The 16,809-nt window shown below is 40.1% G+C and carries 15 protein-coding genes; 5 read left to right on the top strand and 10 right to left on the bottom strand.

The window, feature by feature from the left end; all coding sequences use genetic code 11:
- Nucleotides 1-153 precede the first annotated feature (153 nt).
- From glyA to Q0486_RS01040, 6 genes are all read right to left on the bottom strand, one after another.
- Complete coding sequence (gene glyA, locus Q0486_RS01065) at nt 154-1,434, bottom strand: serine hydroxymethyltransferase (protein WP_299229486.1); 1,281 nt, start codon at nt 1,432-1,434, stop codon at nt 154-156.
- Between the two features lie 41 nt (nt 1,435-1,475).
- Nucleotides 1,476-2,213 carry a porin family protein gene (locus Q0486_RS01060; RefSeq protein ID WP_299229483.1) on the bottom strand — a complete coding sequence of 246 codons (738 nt, stop codon included), beginning with the start codon at nt 2,211-2,213 and terminating at the stop codon, nt 1,476-1,478.
- Nucleotides 2,214-2,220: 7 nt separating this feature from the next.
- Nucleotides 2,221-2,787 carry a flavin reductase family protein gene (locus tag Q0486_RS01055; RefSeq protein ID WP_299229480.1) on the bottom strand — a complete coding sequence of 189 codons (567 nt, stop codon included), beginning with the start codon at nt 2,785-2,787 and terminating at the stop codon, nt 2,221-2,223.
- Between the two features lie 2 nt (nt 2,788-2,789).
- Complete coding sequence (pyrI, locus tag Q0486_RS01050) at nt 2,790-3,254, bottom strand: aspartate carbamoyltransferase regulatory subunit (protein ID WP_204392244.1); 465 nt, start codon at nt 3,252-3,254, stop codon at nt 2,790-2,792.
- Nucleotides 3,255-3,274: 20 nt separating this feature from the next.
- Nucleotides 3,275-4,216: an aspartate carbamoyltransferase gene (gene pyrB / locus Q0486_RS01045; protein WP_299229477.1), complete on the bottom strand. Its 942-nt coding sequence runs from the start codon at nt 4,214-4,216 to the stop codon at nt 3,275-3,277.
- A gap of 82 nt (nt 4,217-4,298) precedes the next feature.
- The gene (locus tag Q0486_RS01040) at nt 4,299-4,922 is read right to left on the bottom strand and encodes an HU family DNA-binding protein (protein WP_299229474.1); all 624 of its coding nucleotides are present in this window, start codon (nt 4,920-4,922) and stop codon (nt 4,299-4,301) included.
- A gap of 391 nt (nt 4,923-5,313) precedes the next feature.
- Between Q0486_RS01040 and Q0486_RS01035 the strand changes: the two genes are divergently transcribed.
- Nucleotides 5,314-7,641 carry a transglycosylase domain-containing protein gene (locus Q0486_RS01035; RefSeq protein WP_299229471.1) on the top strand — a complete coding sequence of 776 codons (2,328 nt, stop codon included), beginning with the start codon at nt 5,314-5,316 and terminating at the stop codon, nt 7,639-7,641.
- 126 nt (nt 7,642-7,767) lie between these two features.
- Here the strand turns inward: Q0486_RS01035 and Q0486_RS01030 are convergent, their stop codons facing one another.
- Complete coding sequence (locus tag Q0486_RS01030; RefSeq protein WP_299229468.1) at nt 7,768-9,930, bottom strand: S46 family peptidase; 2,163 nt, start codon at nt 9,928-9,930, stop codon at nt 7,768-7,770.
- On the bottom strand, nt 9,930-12,095 hold the full coding sequence (locus Q0486_RS01025) for a S46 family peptidase (RefSeq protein ID WP_299229466.1): 2,166 nt from the start codon (nt 12,093-12,095) through the stop codon (nt 9,930-9,932). Before Q0486_RS01025 ends, Q0486_RS01030 begins: the two co-directional genes overlap by 1 nt.
- 304 nt (nt 12,096-12,399) lie before the next feature.
- Between Q0486_RS01025 and Q0486_RS01020 the strand changes: the two genes are divergently transcribed.
- From Q0486_RS01020 to Q0486_RS01005, 4 genes are all read left to right on the top strand, one after another.
- Nucleotides 12,400-13,092, top strand: coding sequence for a DUF4369 domain-containing protein (locus Q0486_RS01020; protein ID WP_299229463.1), 693 nt, complete (start codon nt 12,400-12,402; stop codon nt 13,090-13,092).
- A 156-nt stretch (nt 13,093-13,248) separates the two neighbouring features.
- Nucleotides 13,249-13,800, top strand: a complete 552-nt coding sequence (locus Q0486_RS01015; RefSeq protein WP_299229461.1) for a DUF4251 domain-containing protein — start codon at nt 13,249-13,251, stop codon at nt 13,798-13,800.
- 22 nt (nt 13,801-13,822) lie between these two features.
- The gene (locus tag Q0486_RS01010; protein ID WP_299229458.1) at nt 13,823-14,443 is read left to right on the top strand and encodes a DUF4136 domain-containing protein; all 621 of its coding nucleotides are present in this window, start codon (nt 13,823-13,825) and stop codon (nt 14,441-14,443) included.
- A 16-nt stretch (nt 14,444-14,459) separates the two neighbouring features.
- Entirely contained in the window at nt 14,460-15,095 is a 636-nt protein-coding gene (locus Q0486_RS01005) for an outer membrane beta-barrel protein (protein WP_299229455.1), read from the top strand.
- Nucleotides 15,096-15,169: 74 nt separating this feature from the next.
- On the opposite strand, the gene Q0486_RS01000 is transcribed toward Q0486_RS01005, so the two are convergent.
- Together Q0486_RS01000 and Q0486_RS00995 are read right to left on the bottom strand one after the other, a co-directional pair.
- On the bottom strand, nt 15,170-15,757 hold the full coding sequence (locus tag Q0486_RS01000; protein ID WP_299229452.1) for a Crp/Fnr family transcriptional regulator: 588 nt from the start codon (nt 15,755-15,757) through the stop codon (nt 15,170-15,172).
- Nucleotides 15,758-15,782: 25 nt separating this feature from the next.
- Entirely contained in the window at nt 15,783-16,670 is an 888-nt protein-coding gene (locus Q0486_RS00995) for a YitT family protein (RefSeq protein WP_299229449.1), read from the bottom strand.
- Nucleotides 16,671-16,809: the final 139 nt, after the last annotated feature.

Raw genomic sequence — 16,809 nt, 5'->3', positions numbered from 1 at the left:
ATTTCAATTATAATATAGTTTTTACCGGACTTGTTTTATATAAACAAATAAAAGACGATAAAAGTCCAATTATAAAATTGTTCTCTTATCGTCTTTTTACAGAATTAAAATTAGAACCATACATTATTGAAATGTACAGTTTTGGGAAATTTATCAATAAGCAAAAATAGGATAATTCTTCATCTTTTCGTTTACTCTAGCCCTTACTGAAGCGATAACTTCTTCGTTATCTACATTAGAAAGGACTGTTTCAATCATTTCTGCTATTTCATACATTAAATCTTCTTTAGCACCACGTGTAGTGATGGCAGGAGTTCCAAGGCGGATTCCTGAAGTCTGGAAAGCAGAACGTGTGTCAAAAGGAACCATATTCTTGTTCACTGTGATATCAGCCGATACCAAAGCCTTTTCAGCTACTTTACCTGTAAGGTCTGGGTATTTTGTTCTCAGATCGACAAGCATAGAGTGGTTGTCTGTACCACCTGATACGATAGTGAATCCTCTGTCCATAAGAGCCTGTGCCAGTGCAGCGGCATTCTTCTTAACCTGCATCTGATATTCCTTATATTCTGGCTGCAGACATTCGCCGAATGCAACAGCTTTGGCTGCTATTACATGTTCTAGCGGACCACCCTGAATACCTGGGAATACAGCTGAGTCAAGAAGTTGTGACATCATCTTGATTTCACCCTTTGGAGTTTTCTTTCCCCATGGGTTAGGGAAGTCCTTACCCATCATGATAACGCCACCGCGAGGACCGCGTAATGTCTTGTGAGTAGTAGAAGTCACGATATGAGCATATTTCACTGGGTTGTCAAGCAATCCGGCAGCAATAAGTCCTGCTGGATGAGCCATGTCAATCATAAGCAATGCTCCTACCTTGTCGGCAATGTCTCTCATTCTCTTATAGTCCCATTCTCTTGAATATGCTGAACCGCCACCCACGATGAGTTTCGGTCTTTCTCTCAAAGCGATTTCTTCCATTTGGTCGTAATCCACTCTTCCTGTTTCCTTGTTCAGGTTGTATTCACAAGGAGTATATAATATACCTGATGTATTTACAGCAGAACCATGTGACAGATGTCCTCCGTGAGCCAGATTAAGTCCCATAAACTTGTCACCCGGATTCAATACTGCCAGAAATACAGCAGCATTAGCCTGTGCTCCTGAGTGTGGCTGTACGTTAGCCCATTCAGCTCCGAAAATCTGTTTAAGTCTGTCAATTGCAATCTGTTCACTCTGGTCAACTACTTCACAACCACCATAATATCTTTTTCCCGGATAACCCTCTGCGTATTTGTTTGTAAGGCAAGAACCCATAGCTTCCATAACCTGGTCGCTTACGAAGTTTTCCGAAGCAATCAGCTCTATACCTTTAAGCTGACGCTGATGTTCTTTTTCTATAATTCCAAAAATCAATTCATCTCTTTTCATAGTTAATCAATGTATTGTATGTTAATAATATAATGTTTAAATCAGAAAATTACCCCCACTGAAAAACTCATAATGTTTTTTCGTCTTTTGAGTGTCAGATCCTTTTCATTGTAAGGTTCCATAGTCTGGTCTTTATCGTAAACTATGGATTCCGTAATGTTGTTACATCCTATTTCGTATCTGAAGTCAAAGAATATATTTGATATATTTACTCCTATTCCCAGTACTGCACTATAATTGAAAGGCTTAATGTTTTCTTTGATGTTTTTCTGATAGAAACCTGAATATTCGCTTGAGGTTTGTTTCTTTATGGTCCAAGCCACTTTAGGTCCTAGGAAAAAAGACATTCCATACGGATATGAGTCAATAAATTTATATCCGTACAGAAGCGGAACTTCAAAGGATGATATTTTTGTTTTAATCAGTGCGTTGTCTTCCAGAATTGTCGCATTCTCTCTGAGATTGCTCATGCTTATACTTCCTTGCGATACTGCATACGAAACTTCAGGCTGAAGGAAATGTTTGTTTTTTACAGGTATTCGTATGAACAAAGTTCCGATGTATCCTACCTTATAGTTGTTTTGGATATCCGTTATATCCTGCTCTCCATAGCGTAGCTCGTCGGTAAACATCATAGTGGAGTTGAATCCACCTTTAATACCAATACTTATCTTTTGTTTTTTCTGCTTGTCATTATGCAGCATAATATCTTGTGCATACAGATTTGTGCTGCATGCAAGCATTATTGCTGAAAATATAGTCAAGCATAATCTTTTCATTGGCAGATTATTTCTTTTTTTCTACCGACCATCCGAATTTGCCAATCTTCTTTCCCATTTCATAATATCCTCCATGTGCATATACAAGAAGGTTTGATTTAGCGAGTTCGAATTTTCCGGTTTCCGAATCAAGGTATTTCTCGTCGGCTTTAACGTTTACCACATCGGCTATGAACATATCGTGCGATCCCAGTGATATCACTTCTTTTACCCTGCATTCTATACAGAGTGGTGATTCTTCTATAATGGGAGCATTGACCACAGATGCTTTTCCCGGTGTTAGTTTCATTTCGCTGAACTTGTTGAAGTTCTTGCCCGATCTCACTCCACACCAGTCTGTGGCATATGCCATATCTTTAGTGGTAAGGTTTATCACAAATTCCATATTCTTTTTCAGAATAGGATAGGAGTGCCTTTCCGGCCTTACCGATATGTAACACATAGGTGGGTTGGTACATATAGTACCCACCCACGCTACAGTGATTATATTATATTCTTCTTCACAACTGCCGCAACTCACCATTACGGCAGGAAGCGGATAAACCATTGTTCCGGGTTTCCAGTCCTGCTTCATTATCAGATAAGTTTAATATTGTCCTTCTGCTGTTCTTTTTCGCAGTAATGACATTTCAACAGTCCTTTTTCCTTGTCAGTCACGTGGAACCAAGTCTGCATAGGTTCGTTGTTTGTGATACATTTAGGATTGTTGCATTTCACTATACCTTTCAGTTCGTCAGGCATGATTGCTTCTTTCTTTTCCACAACGGCATAGTTTCTGATTACATTCAGTTTGATGTTTGATGCAACTACAGAAATACGGTTGATTTCTTCGTCTGTGAAAAATTTGTCAGCTATTTTTATGATACCCTTTTTACCTAGTTTCTTGCTTTCAAGGTTATATCCTATAGTGATATTGCTGTCCATGTCCTTGAGGTTCAGCAGTGAAACTACGGTGAAAAGTTTGTCTGACGGTATATGGTCTATTACAGTGCCGTTTTCAAGAGCGGCTACCTGCAGTTCTTTTTTTTCGTTCATGGTCAAAATGTATTTATATCCTGTTATTATTTTTCTGTATCGGCTTTTACCTCGTCAAGAGTAATACCCAATACGTCGCAAAGAATAGCCTGACGGGCATATAGTCCGTTTTGAGCCTGCTGGAAGTAGTATGCTTTTGGATTGTCATCTACGTCGTAAGCGATTTCGTTGACTCTAGGCAGTGGATGCAGGATACGCAGGTTAGGGCGTGTCTTGTCCAGCATTTTGTTGTTCAGAATATATACATCTTTTACTCTCTCATATTCCATCAAGTCGGTGAAGCGTTCTCTTTGCACACGTGTCATGTAAAGAATATCTGCATCAGCAATCACATCTTCGTTGAATTCAGTGTGCTCCACATATTTAATATTATGTTCCTTGCAGTAGATTTTGTATTCTTCCGGCATTTTCAGTTCGTCCGGTGCAATGAAGTGGAATGTAGGATTGAAATGGCGCATAGCCATCAAGAGAGAGTGTACTGTACGTCCGTATTTCAGGTCGCCCACCATGTAGATGTTCAGGTTTTCCAGAGTTCCCTGTGTTTTGTATATGGAATACAAGTCCAGCATAGTTTGCGAAGGGTGTTGGTTTGCACCGTCGCCCGCATTTACGATAGGCACTTTTGTTACCTCGCTTGCGTATCTTGCAGCTCCTTCCAGATAGTGTCTCATTACGATAATGTCAGCATAGTTGCTCACCATCATAATGGTATCCTTCAGAGTCTCGCCTTTTGATGAGCTTGTTACCTTAGGGTCTGTAAAACCTATTACTTTTGCACCCAGACGGTTAGCTGCTGTTTCAAAACTAAGGCGAGTACGAGTTGATGGCTCAAAAAACAATGTTGCCACAATTCTTCCTGCCAGAAGGCTACGGTTCGGCTTCTTCTCAAATTCTCTTGCCATTTCCAGAAGATAAAGTATTTTCTCCTTGGAATGTTCGGCAATAGTAACTAAACTTCTATTTTCCATATTAGCAGTTTTATGTTTATTTTTTAATACCGAAGCCCAAAGGTACATAAAATATTTCAAAATTCCGCTCAATTTGGGATATTTATCTTTTCACATAAACTTTATGCGATCCTCTTCCTTTAAAATATATTCCAGACTCAGGAGTAGACGCCCATTTCTTAAGTTCCTGTCCGGCAGCAGTGTGGCTAAGTCCTGTAAGTTCTTTGTATTCGCCAATAGTAAGGGTCGGGTTTGATTCCAGATATTTCAGCGCAAGGGCAAGTCTTTCTTCCGGAGAGTATTTCGATCTGTTGCATCGCCAGTCGCCTTTTTGTCTTTGCAGGTTACATTGGGAGTTTGTGTCATGAATCAGACTTCTTTCAGCACGGAAGTTAATGTTGCCGATTTCTATGCTTTGAGCATTACGTCGGCTAGTTTCATCGTTTATGCCTTCTCTTTCCTTCCCATCTTTCAACGACAGTGACGGTGTAAACAGTCCTATTCCTTCAATACGTACCGAACGGCCATGTGCCATTAATGTTGCCATTCCGTCTGCTATAAGTTGAAGAGATGCCATAACTTCACCTTTTCTAAGAGTGGAGCCTTTGGTAATCATTTCTACTAGTTCTTCTGTTTCGCAACAACCGTCTATCACCATTCTAGGGTAGAGTAGCGTTTCTCCTTCTTTATGAAGGTTTCTCATTTCCTGCATCACGTATTTTGCCATATTCTGTAAAAGTTTATTAGGTTAGTATAAAAGTTATTTCCTTGCTGTAATAAAGTTTGTTTTATGCTTTTATTTTCTGTAAATATCAATTGTGTTTCTATAAACAACAGTGTTGTTTGTATAAATTACAGTGTCGCTTTTATAAACAACAGTATAGTTTATATATTTTATAAGCACAAATATAGTTTTTTGTGGCCGAAAATACAAATTAATTGGCTTTATGAAATGAATTGAATCCTTATTATATAAATACAGAATACGATTCTGCCATGACTAAATTTGAAAACTTCAGTTTTCATTTGTTTTTGCGCTCACCTTTTGCTAATTTTGTGCCGATTTGTTCCCTTTTTGGAGAATTAGGGAACTGATATGTAACAAATAAGCTATTTCAATGAGAAAAACATTTATCATCGTACTTTGGGCGTTGCTGCTGATAGGAATGCTGGCAACGTATATAATATTTTCTGCTATCTCGGATGGCAAGATTGGTTATGTGCCACCTATCGAGGAACTGGAAAATCCTAATCTAAAGTTTGCCACACAGGTTATTTCTGACGACGGAAAGGTGTTGGGTACGTGGTCGCTCAGCAAGGAGAACCGTCTGTATGTAGGTTATGAGGATTTGTCGCCAAATCTGGTGCATGCTCTTGTGGCTACAGAAGATGTGCGTTTCAGTGAACATTCCGGTATAGATGCTCGAGCATTTATGCGTGCCCTTATCAAGCGTGGTGTATTCATGCAGAAGAATGCCGGTGGTGGTAGTACTATTACCCAGCAGTTGGCAAAGCAGTTCTATTCGCCTACAGCCGACAATGTGATGGAACGTTTGCTGCAGAAACCTATTGAATGGGTTATTGCCGTTAAGCTGGAACGTTATTACACTAAAGAGGAAATCCTTACGATGTATCTCAATAAGTTCGACTTCCTGAACAATGCCGTTGGTATTAAGACTGCGGCAGGTACTTATTTTTCAAAAGAGCCTAAGGACCTGAGTATCGAGGAGGCAGCCACACTTGTAGGTATGTGTAAGAACCCTTCGCTGTATAATCCGCGCCGTTTCAACGAACGTACTCGTGGACGCCGAAATGTAGTGCTCGACCAGATGCGTAAGGCCGGTTATCTGACTGAGGCTGAACGTGACTCGCTTCAGGCATTACCATTGGTGTTGAAATACAGACCGGTTGACCATAACGACGGTCTGGCTACATACTTCAGGGAATATCTTCGCGGTGTTCTGAATGCCAAGAAACCGGTGAAGAAGAATTACCGTGGCTGGCAGATGCAGAAGTTCTACGAAGATTCCCTTGCATGGGAAACAAATCCTCTGTACGGGTGGTGTGCAAAGAACAAGAAAAAGGATGGTTCAAACTATAATCTTTATACAGATGGGCTGAAGATTTATACCACTATAAATTCGCGTATGCAGCAGTATGCTGAAGAAGCTGTACAGGAACATGTGGCTGAATATCTGCAGCCTCGTTTCTTCAAGGAAAAGAAAGGCAGAAAGACTGCTCCATATACAAATCAGCTTTCTAATGAGGAGGTTGAGGCTATCCTGAACCGTTCTATAAGACAGAGTGAGCGTCGCCGTGTGATGAAGGCTGCTGGATATTCGGATGACGAAATCATGAAGGCTTTCAATACTCCGCGTGAGATGACTGTGTTTACATATCAGGGTGAGAAGGACACTATCATGACTCCTCTTGACTCTATTAAATACTACAAACACTTCCTTCGTGCCGGATTTATGTCTATGGATCCTATTACTGGATATGTGAAGGCATACGTGGGCGGACCTAACTATGACAACTTCAAGTATGATATGGCTATGGTTGGACGCCGTCAGGTTGGTTCTACTATCAAACCGTACCTATATTCGCTTGCAATGGAAAACGGTTTCTCTCCATGCGACGAGACAAGAAACGTTGAGGGAACTTATTTCGATGAGAACGGTATTGCATGGACTCCGAGAAACAGTTCTAAGAAACATTACGGAGAGATAGTTACTCTGAAATGGGGTCTTGCAAATTCAAACAACTGGATTTCGGCTTATCTTATGAGTAAGCTTAATCCTTATGAGTTGGTCAGATTGATTCATTCGTTTGGTGTTCTTAATAAGGAGATACAGCCTACGATATCATTGTGCCTCGGACCTTGCGAAATTTCGGTTGGCGAAATGGTAAGCGCATACACGGCTTTCGTGAACAAGGGAATACGTACAGCACCATTGTTCGTTACACGTATAGAGGATAACGACGGTAATGTGTTGGCTACATTCTCTCCACAGGTCAACGAGGTGATAAGCGAAAGCAGTGCATACAAGATGCTTGTAATGCTTCGTGCGGTAATTAATGAAGGTACCGGTGGACGTGTAAGACGACTGTATCACATCACGGCTGATATGGGTGGTAAGACAGGTACTACGAATAATAACTCCGACGGTTGGTTCATGGGCTTCACTCCAAGTCTGGTGTCAGGATGTTGGGTAGGAGGCGAAGAACGTGACATTCACTTCGACCGTATGGCTGACGGACAGGGTGCCTCAATGGCTCTTCCTATCTGGGGTATATATATGAATAAGGTTTATGCCGACAAGACTTTGGGATATTCGCAGGAAGAGAAATTCGATATTCCTGATGAGTTTGACCCATGTAAGGATAAGGTTTCTGAACTGGAAGAAGAGAATACAAGTCGTCTTGATGACTTGTTCTTCCAATGATAATAAGATTTAAGCGGTATTTAAATACCGTTTAGATCATAACAAATAAAATCGCGCTTTGACGTTTCCTGTAGGACAGGGGAGTCAAAGCGCGATTTTTATTTATTCACTGGTTTGGAAACAGGCTTATTTGATGATTGTCATTTCATCAATCAGATGACCTGCGCCTGCAAACTTGTCGATGATAAACAGTGTATATCTGATGTCAACACATGCGGCACGCTGCAACTGTGGGTTGTAGGCAATGTCGCCTGTAAGTCCTTCGTAGTTACGGTCGAAACCTGTTCCTATCAGCTCGCCTTTGCTGTTGAATACAGGAGAACCGGAGTTACCTCCTGTGTTGTCTGTTCCTGTGGCAAAGCATATAGGCATACGTCCGTCCGGCATTGCGTATGGACCGAAATCTTTCTTTTCATACAGTTCCTTAAGTTTTGCAGGAACAACGAATTCAGGGTTGTTAGGATCTTCTTTCTCCATAACACCTTTCAGTGTTGTGTAGTACAGATACTCCATTCCGTCTGCCGGTTCGTAAGAACCAATCTTGCCGTAAGTAAGTCTCAGTGTAGAGTTGGCATCAGGATAAACCGGTGTACCGTTCTTGGCTTTCAGTTCAAGCATTCCTGCTACCCATGTCTTGTGTGCAAGATTATATGCGTCTGTTTCGGCTTTCATTGCATTTGATGTAGCGTTGTATCCGTCCTTTACAGACTTGGAATATTGTACCATAAGGTCTTCACGAAGAGTCTTGATGTCAGGATTCTGAAGGAAAGCATCAAGTGCAGCCTGACTTCTGAAGATAGATTTGTCGAAACATGCGTCAACAAAAGCATCTGTATTTCCGCCGAAGTTTTCACCTATCTGCTTGAAAATGCTTATGCGCTGTTCTGCCGGAATTAATTTTGCATAAAGAGCAATAAGCTGTTTTGAAACCTTACGGTCTACTTCCGGATTGTAGTCCTTGTTGTAGAACTTCTTGTAAGCTTCTTTCAGGTTTTCTGTTTCTTCCTTTATGGCTTTCTTGTCGTTAGCTTCTAGAGCGTTACGGAGTGCGTCTGTGTCAGGAACCTTGTAGAACTCTGTTCCCAGCATTAGTGCTTCGTAGATAGCCTGCTGATGGTAAACGGCATTTCTGCGTTTTGCCACTATTGAGCGGATGGCATCGAAGGCTTCCTTGTAACTGTTGTTGCCTGTTTCACGGCCATATTCCAGAAGGTGTTCCTGCTGTTCTTTCTTCTTGTCTAGAACTTTCAGTTTTATCAACCCTTCGTTCATTCCTATTGCGTTCTTCCAGTAGTTGGCAGACGATGCGTATTTGGCAGCATACTGTATGCGTGTCTTTGCATCCTTAGCCATTTCTTCGCCAAGTACTCTGAGGCGTACGCCGCGGATAGTGTCGCGCATGAAGTTTGTGGTCTGCATACGTTCTTCCACTTCGTCGCTTATCATGTATCTCCAGTTTCTTCCCGGAAATCCCATAACGAAAGTAAAGTCGCCTTCTTTCACTCCTTTCAGGTTGATTGCGATATGTTTCTTCACTTTCAGAGGAACGTTGGTTGCACTGTAGTTGGCAGGTTTTCCGTTCTTGTCGGCATAGATGCGGAACATTGAGAAGTCGCCGCAATGGCGAGGCCACATCCAGTTGTCTGTATCAGCACCGAACTTACCGATTGATGAAGGAGGCGCGCCCACCATACGGATATCCTTATATACTGTCTTTACGAAAAGATAGTATTTGTTGGCTCCATAGAAAGGCTTGAGCTCCAGAACTGTGAATTCGTCTGTCTTGATTTTCTCTTTCTTGGCAAATCTTGCAGCCACTTTCGAAAGATATGACGGTGACAGGTAGTTCAGCCCTTCCGGGTCTTCATCTTTCTTAAGTTGTTCCTTGACGTAAGTTGTGACATCAAGTATCTTGTCGATGAAAGTGATTGTAAGTCCTTCGCAAGGCAATTCCTGTTCGCGTGTCATTGCCCAAAAGCCGTCTGTCAGATAGTCGTGCTCTACAGAGCTGTGCTGCTGTATGTAGCCGTAACCGCAATGATGATTGGTAAGTACAAGACCTTCGGCTGAGATGACTTCGCCGGTACATCCGCCACCGAAGTGAACCACTGCATCTTTCAGCGATATGTTGTCGGGCGAATAAACATCGTCTATGCTGATGTCAAGCCCCATATCGTACATTACTGCCGCATTCTGTTTTTTCAGGTCGGTCAGCATCCACATTCCCTCGTCGGCATGTCCGGCGAGGGTGAATGTGGTGAGTAGTGATAGTAATATTGTTTTTTTCATTATTCTACGATTGTCATTTCGTCAATAAGATTCTTGCATCCTCCTAGTTTTTCTACAATGAAGAGAACGTAACGGATATCTACTGCGATACAACGCTGAAGGTTGTTGTCGAAGTTGATGTCGCCACTCAGTGATTCCCAGTTACCGTCGAATGCACAACCGATAAGCTCTCCGTTGCCGTTCATTACAGGTGAACCAGAGTTACCGCCTGTGATGTCGTTTGTAGTAAGGAAGCATGTTGGCATTTCACCGTTAGCCATAGCATAGCGTCCGAAGTTCTTTGTAGAGTAAAGTTCTTTAAGTTTTGCAGGAACTACGAACTCAGGGTTCTGTGGGTCTTCTTTTTCCATTACACCTTTCAGAGTAGTGTAATATTTATAGTGTACACCGTCTTTAGGATCGTATGGCTTGACATTTCCGTAAGTCAGACGGATCGTGAAGTTTGCATCCGGTGCTTTTGGTTCCGGTGCATACATTTCGCAAAGTCCTCTTACGTATGTCTTGTGCAGCAGGTTGATACCTTCGCTTGCAGCTTTAAGCTTTTCAGAAAGTTTCTTGCTCATTTCAGCTTTTGCTTCAGAGTACTGAACCATAAGGTCGTTTTCGATAGCCTCTACAGTAAGGTTGCTGATGAACTTGTTGAAGTTTTCTTCGTTAGCGAAGATAGAGTTGTTGTAGCAAGCGTCAATATATGCGTTGTAGTCGCCGTTGAATTTAGCCTTGATAGTTTCGTAGAACTCAGGAAGAGCATCGGCAGGAACTTTGGAAGCGTAAAGAGGAATCAGGACTTTTGCTACCTTGCGGTCCACTTCGTGGTCGTAGTCCTTGTTGTGCACATCTGCAAATTCTTCTTTAAGTGCTTCAACAGCTTTTTCGATATCTTTCTTCTTGTTCTTTTCAAGAGCTTTTTTCAGGTTGTTGAAGAGAGTATAAGAAGATTCGAATTCTATACCTGTTCTGAACACTTCGCTGAAATAAGTTGACTGAGTGCGGATAGGTTCAACAGTCTTTACGTATTCATCGATTTTTTCAACGACACCCTGATAGTCGGCATTCTTTTTAGCCATTGCAAATTTAGCGAAACGTGCTTCCTGTTCAGCTTTTGTTTCAAGCACTTTATTGTCGATGATGGCCTTGTTCATACCGATAGAGTTTTTCCAGTAGTTGCTTGAGCTTGCAAATTTGCTTGCATACTGGATACGAACCTTGTCGCTTGCAGCCATTTCTGCTCTCAACACATTCTGTCTTGCTTCGCGGACTTCAATTCTTGGAGTGTTTGTACCTGTCATTCTCAGTTTCACTTCGCTTTCAGTAAGATAGCGGCTTGTGCTTCCAGGGAATCCCATAATCATGGCATAGTCGCCTTCCTGAAGACCTCTCAAAGAGATAGTAAGGTGTTTCTTAGCTTTCAATGGGATATTGTCCTTGCTATAGTCGGCTGGATTTCCGTTCTTGTCTGTGTAGATACGGAACATAGAGAAGTCGCCTGTGTGACGAGGCCACATCCAGTTGTCTGTTTCACCGCCGAACTTACCGATTGATGAAGGTGGAGCAGCTACCATACGTACGTCTGTATAAGTCTTGATATAGAATACGTAGAATTTGTTACCTTCGTAGAAAGGCAATGCCATAGTTGTGATGCCAGGAGCTTTCTTCAGATCACTCTTCTTAAGCTCGTCGGCAGCAATCTTCTTCAGATATTCGCTTCCGAATGATTCTGCTTCTTCTATTTTTCCTTTTTCGATGTCTCTGTTCACTCTGTCTGTAACGTCGACTATACGTTCAACAAACTTGAATGTTAATCCCGGAGTAGGAAGTTCTTCTTCCATATTCTTAGCCCAGAAACCGTCTGTAAGATAGTCGTGTTCCACTGAACTGTGCTGTTGGATTGCATCATAACCGCAGTGGTGGTTCGTAAGGATAAGTCCGTTAGGAGAGATGATTTCACCTGTACATCCTCTTCCGAAAATACCTACTGCATCCTTCAGTGTAATCTGTTCAGGATTGTAGATGTCGGAGATGTTCATTTTCAAACCTTGTGCCTTCATTTTGTCAGCCAGATTCTGCTCTTTCATCAGCTGCAGAAGCCACATTCCTTCGTCCGCCTTCGATGGCGTGAATACTGAGCACAGAAGTGCCAGTGCCAAAACTTTGATTTTCTTCATTTAACTATAGTTTTTGAATTGTTATTGTTTAAAATTTTCAAAAGTGACCAATTGAAAAGAAAAAGACCAACATTTCTTTATCAAAGAACATAAATAGGATACAAAGATAACATTTAAGGATAAAATAAGTTTGTTTTTATGTTATAAAAATATTCATTTTGTAATAAGTAGGGATGTTCAACTATTGGTTTTCATCTTTTTTAAATGTATAATCGTCACGTATTTAGTATAATTTGTGATAATAATTTTCATGACTACTTATAAAGAAGCTAACTTTGCAGTCGAAATAAATCCTTTTGATTTTATGTTTAGATTTTGTTTTGTCTTATTATTTATAACAACATTGACGTCTTGCGGTAGAAAGTTTAAGATTGATGGTGTTACATCTGTATCCAGACTTGACGGAAAAATGCTGTTCGTTAAAGTCTTGTCCGGTGATGAGCTTGTCAATGTGGATTCGGCAGAGGTTATACATGGTTATTTCCAAATGGAAGGCAAAGTGGATTCTGTTGTGTTGGCATCTCTTTATATGGATGATGAATGTATCATGCCGCTTGTATTGGAAGAGGGTAATATTAAGATTGAAATAAATAATGTCGGTATTTCTATTAAAGGGACTCCTCTGAATGACAGTTTCAATAAGTTTATTGAAGATAAGACAGCAATTGATGACAAGGCTTACGAGGTGGAGAGAGAAGAAAGCCGTATGATAATGGACGGTGTAGATATAAATACTGTACAGATTGAAATAGAGAAGAAAAGAGCAGAAGTTGCCCGTCAGATGGATAATCTGGTTCAGGCATTTATTTCCAGTAATTATGATAATGTTCTTGGTCCGGGTGTATTTATAATGATAGGCAATTCATTGCCATATCCTTTTTTGACACCTGTCATGGAAGATATTGTTGATGAGGCTCCTGAAGTATTCAAAAACAATAATCTTGTCAAAAATTATCTTACTCTGGTGAAAGAATATAAGGACAGTATGGCTGACTGATTGGCTTGACTTGTAATTTGGGGAATAAGGAACAGATAGGGGAAAAGTTCCTAAATAATATTCTCGTTTCCCTATAGACGTATAGGAAATTTCTATTTTGGGTATCATATTCTTATTTTAATTTTGCTATCGATAAAAAAGAAAGGAAAATAGAATATGAGAATCATTGTTTCTTTATTTATGTTGTTTGCGCTAATGGTAGGCAACGTACATGCACAGGAGTTTAATGAAATGACCAGTGCGGAAAAGAAGATTATTCAGGAAAAGCTTGATAGTCTGATGTTTGTAGAAGCTGAAAAGGCTATATCGGAGAAAGATTTTACGCTTGAAGCGGATAAAGTAGTATTTAAGTATGGTCAGACAGCTTTTGTGGAATCCAGTACCAATTTTGTTTCTGTTAATGGCGACAAGTCTGTCGTTCAAGTAGCATTCAATATTCCGGCTTCAGGTCCTAATGGTCTTGGAGGAATTACACTTGATGGAACTGTATCTAATTATGAAGTCAAGAAAGACAAGAAAGGAAATATCCAAGTATCCATGAATGTGTTGGGTACCGGAATATCTGCAATGGTAGATATAAGCCTTTATTCGGGAAGTAATAAGGCTTCTGTAACAATATTACCTAATTTTAGTTCTAATAGGATGACTTTAAACGGGATTATAATTCCTTCTTCTAAGAGTAGAGTCTTCAAGGGACGTTCTATATGATAATCTTTAAATATAAATGAATATGAAAAAGTTTCTATTTTACATTTGTCTGCCTCTATTGGCTGTGTCATGTGAGAAAGAACCGGACATGACTGAATTGGATGCCGATTTGGCTGTTTATACCGATTATGACAGTAGTGTGGATTTTGGTTCTTATAAAACTTATTTCTTGCCTGACAGTATTCTGGAAGCTGGAGAATATAAGGCTACTTATTGGAAGGATGAAAATGCAATGAAGATAATTAAAGCAGTGGAAAGCAATATGAATGAGCGTGGATATATCCGAATTACAGATCCTAATGATAAAGATAATGCTGATGTCGGTATTCAGCTGTCGTATTTGAATGAATCGTATCAGATTGTTTCCGGAGGATATTTTGGTGGTTGGTGGGATTATGGTTATTGGGGCCCATGGTGGGGAGGATGGTATTATCCATATCCTGTTACTTATTCTTATAACACTAATACTCTTATAATGGAAATGGTTGACCTGACAGAAAATCAGGAAAGTAAGAATATTCCTGTAGTATGGTATGCCAATGCTTCTGGAGCACAATATAGCGGAATGTATAACTTACAGTTGCTGGTGAATTCGGTAGGACAGGCCTTTAAACAGTCAGAATATATTAATAGTAACAAATAATTAGGAGGGGCTGATAATGAAATCTATAAATATTGTATTAAAAAGAGTTATGCTGTTTTGCTGCTTTGTATGCGGAACTTTGTTTACGGCAAAAGCACAATGGGATGTACGCAATTTGGGATTGGTTGTAGACTGGCAGGTGAACGCCCCGTTTTCTACGGGATATGCAGATAAGATAAGTGGCTGGGGTATGAATTACGAACTGAAATATAAAGTGGCACCAAGATGGGATGTCGGTCTGTTTGCTTCATTTCATACCAATCATCAGTACGTAGGAAGGCAGACATTGTCTATATCACCTACTGAGAGTCTGACTACCGACCAGCAGCGTTCTGCCTTTCAGGTGCCTTTCGGTTTGGCAGTTAACTATACCCTGTATGATGGAAAGCATTTTGAGCCATATGTAGGTTTGAAAGCCGGAACAATGTTTGCCAGAAACACTACATATTATGGTGTTAAAGGTCTATATGATAAGGCATGGGGAGGTTACGTCTCTCCTGAAATAGGATTTAATATATATCCGTGTAAGACAAAATATTGGGGATTTCACGTAGCAGGATACTACAGTTACGGAACGAACAAGACTTGTACTCTGACGAGTGATATAAATGGACAGAATAATGCAGGTTTCCGCCTGGGTGTGATATTCTAATCTGAGCTGAACTAAAGAGGCAGGAAGTACAGAGGTTATACCTCAATGCTTCCTGCCTTTAAAATTATTGATTATTAAGAATTCAGACTTGCGGAACGGACACGACTCAAAGTTTCTGGTGTCATTTGTAATAATGATGCAATGTAAATGAGAGGCGCTCTTCTCAGAATTTCCGGATGTTGTTGCATTAGTTTGTTGTATCTCTCATTTGCAGGCTCAAATCTCAGTGTATCGGCTTTTTGTTGTGATGTAATAAGCGATTTCTCGAACACTCTTCTGTATAGAGTTCCTATTTCGCTGTTAATCGATGCCAATTGTACAATATCATGCTTGTTTATTTTCCATGCTATTGTAGGCTCAAGAGTTTCAATCATAAGTTTGGTTGGCTCTTCGTTAAAATAACTTTCCAAACATATTATTATGGAATCTTCATAACCTATATGTTCAGTCAGATCTTTGTCGTATTTGAAATAGAACTGACGTGTCATCCCTTTTTCAATGAAATATAGTGAATCGCAGATCTGTCCTTCGTCAAGTATTCGTTCTCCTTTTTTATACTTCTCTGGGGTAAGTATTTCAGCAAACGTTTTTAATACATCCTTTGATAGAGTGCAGTTTAAAGATGATGCGAATCTTTTTGCTATATCTAAATTGGAATTCATGTTCATGAACTTTTAGTGTGTGATTTTATTTAACTTTAATTTTGTCAAAGCCTTCACCGAAGACACCGATTACGGCACTCTGTGAAACAAAAGCATTAGGGTCAATGTCTTTAATCAGACGGAATATTGTGTTCGACTCACGTTTCTTTGCAAGTACAAACATCATTTTGACATTGTTATGAGTGTAGCATCCCACACCGTCTATGAAAGTAACTCCGCGATGTAGGTCCTTGTTGATTCTTTTTCCTATTTCTTCATATTTCTGTGATATGATAAAGAATTGTACAGATTGGCGTGCACTGTTTACTACCTGGTCAAGTACGAAACTGGAAATGAACAGAACCACATATCCGTAAACAACCTTTTCCCAGTCGTGAAGCACAAGATAGCTGGATGAAATGATTATCACGTCGCAAATCAGGATAACCCTTCCAAGAGTTATATCACGATATTTATTGATGATAGCTGCTATAATATCTGTTCCACCGGTACTTCCGTTGGCAGAAAATGCAACACCTATACCACCCCCGCAGAAAGAAGCGCCTAGAACACATGCCATAAAAGGTTGATCGTTGATTAGAGAACCTTTGACAAAATGTTGGAACACTGGTGTGGCAAAAGTAAGAACCCCGACTGCAAAAATGGTTTTAAGGCAGAATTTCAACCCTAAAATTTTTAAAGCCAAAAGAAGAAGTGCAAAATTTATGAGCAGATAAGTGTATTGTACGGGGAAACCTGTTGCCCAGTATACTACAGATGCTATACCGGGGACAGCGCCCGACGGAAGATTGTTGGGTAATAGAAAAACAGTCCAACCGACAGCATACATTATCATTCCCAATGCTATTAGAAGATAATCTTTGGTTTCTCTCAACAATTGCTGTCTATTCGAAATCGGTAATACAGAACTCATTTTGACGTTTGTTTGTTATATGTCTAACATGTTTATTTTTAATAAGTCGATGCAAAGTTATTAAAAAAAACAATGATTGATATAAATCAAGTGTAAAAAATGTAGCATATCATGATATGATAAAAAACAGCAATAACGG

Origin of the sequence: uncultured Bacteroides sp. (assembly GCF_937912035.1) — a bacterium.
Classification (GTDB): Bacteria; Bacteroidota; Bacteroidia; order Bacteroidales; family Bacteroidaceae; genus Phocaeicola.
Note: the sequence above shows the minus strand (reverse complement) of the source record. Positions and strands in the feature narration are given on the sequence as shown.

What these genes read in the sequence shown, in the direction of transcription:
- glyA (WP_299229486.1), bottom strand. Translation starts at nt 1,434, where the DNA reads ATGAAAAGAGATGAATTGATTTTTGGAATTATAGAAAAAGAACATCAG.
- Q0486_RS01060 (WP_299229483.1), bottom strand. Translation starts at nt 2,213, where the DNA reads ATGAAAAGATTATGCTTGACTATATTTTCAGCAATAATGCTTGCATGC.
- Q0486_RS01055 (WP_299229480.1), bottom strand. Translation starts at nt 2,787, where the DNA reads ATGAAGCAGGACTGGAAACCCGGAACAATGGTTTATCCGCTTCCTGCC.
- pyrB (WP_299229477.1), bottom strand. Translation starts at nt 4,216, where the DNA reads ATGGAAAATAGAAGTTTAGTTACTATTGCCGAACATTCCAAGGAGAAA.
- Q0486_RS01040 (WP_299229474.1), bottom strand. Translation starts at nt 4,922, where the DNA reads ATGGCAAAATACGTGATGCAGGAAATGAGAAACCTTCATAAAGAAGGA.
- Q0486_RS01035 (WP_299229471.1), top strand. Translation starts at nt 5,314, where the DNA reads ATGAGAAAAACATTTATCATCGTACTTTGGGCGTTGCTGCTGATAGGA.
- Q0486_RS01030 (WP_299229468.1), bottom strand. Translation starts at nt 9,930, where the DNA reads ATGAAAAAAACAATATTACTATCACTACTCACCACATTCACCCTCGCC.
- Q0486_RS01025 (WP_299229466.1), bottom strand. Translation starts at nt 12,095, where the DNA reads ATGAAGAAAATCAAAGTTTTGGCACTGGCACTTCTGTGCTCAGTATTC.
- Q0486_RS01020 (WP_299229463.1), top strand. Translation starts at nt 12,400, where the DNA reads ATGTTTAGATTTTGTTTTGTCTTATTATTTATAACAACATTGACGTCT.
- Q0486_RS01015 (WP_299229461.1), top strand. Translation starts at nt 13,249, where the DNA reads ATGAGAATCATTGTTTCTTTATTTATGTTGTTTGCGCTAATGGTAGGC.
- Q0486_RS01010 (WP_299229458.1), top strand. Translation starts at nt 13,823, where the DNA reads ATGAAAAAGTTTCTATTTTACATTTGTCTGCCTCTATTGGCTGTGTCA.
- Q0486_RS01005 (WP_299229455.1), top strand. Translation starts at nt 14,460, where the DNA reads ATGAAATCTATAAATATTGTATTAAAAAGAGTTATGCTGTTTTGCTGC.
- Q0486_RS01000 (WP_299229452.1), bottom strand. Translation starts at nt 15,757, where the DNA reads ATGAATTCCAATTTAGATATAGCAAAAAGATTCGCATCATCTTTAAAC.
- Q0486_RS00995 (WP_299229449.1), bottom strand. Translation starts at nt 16,670, where the DNA reads ATGAGTTCTGTATTACCGATTTCGAATAGACAGCAATTGTTGAGAGAA.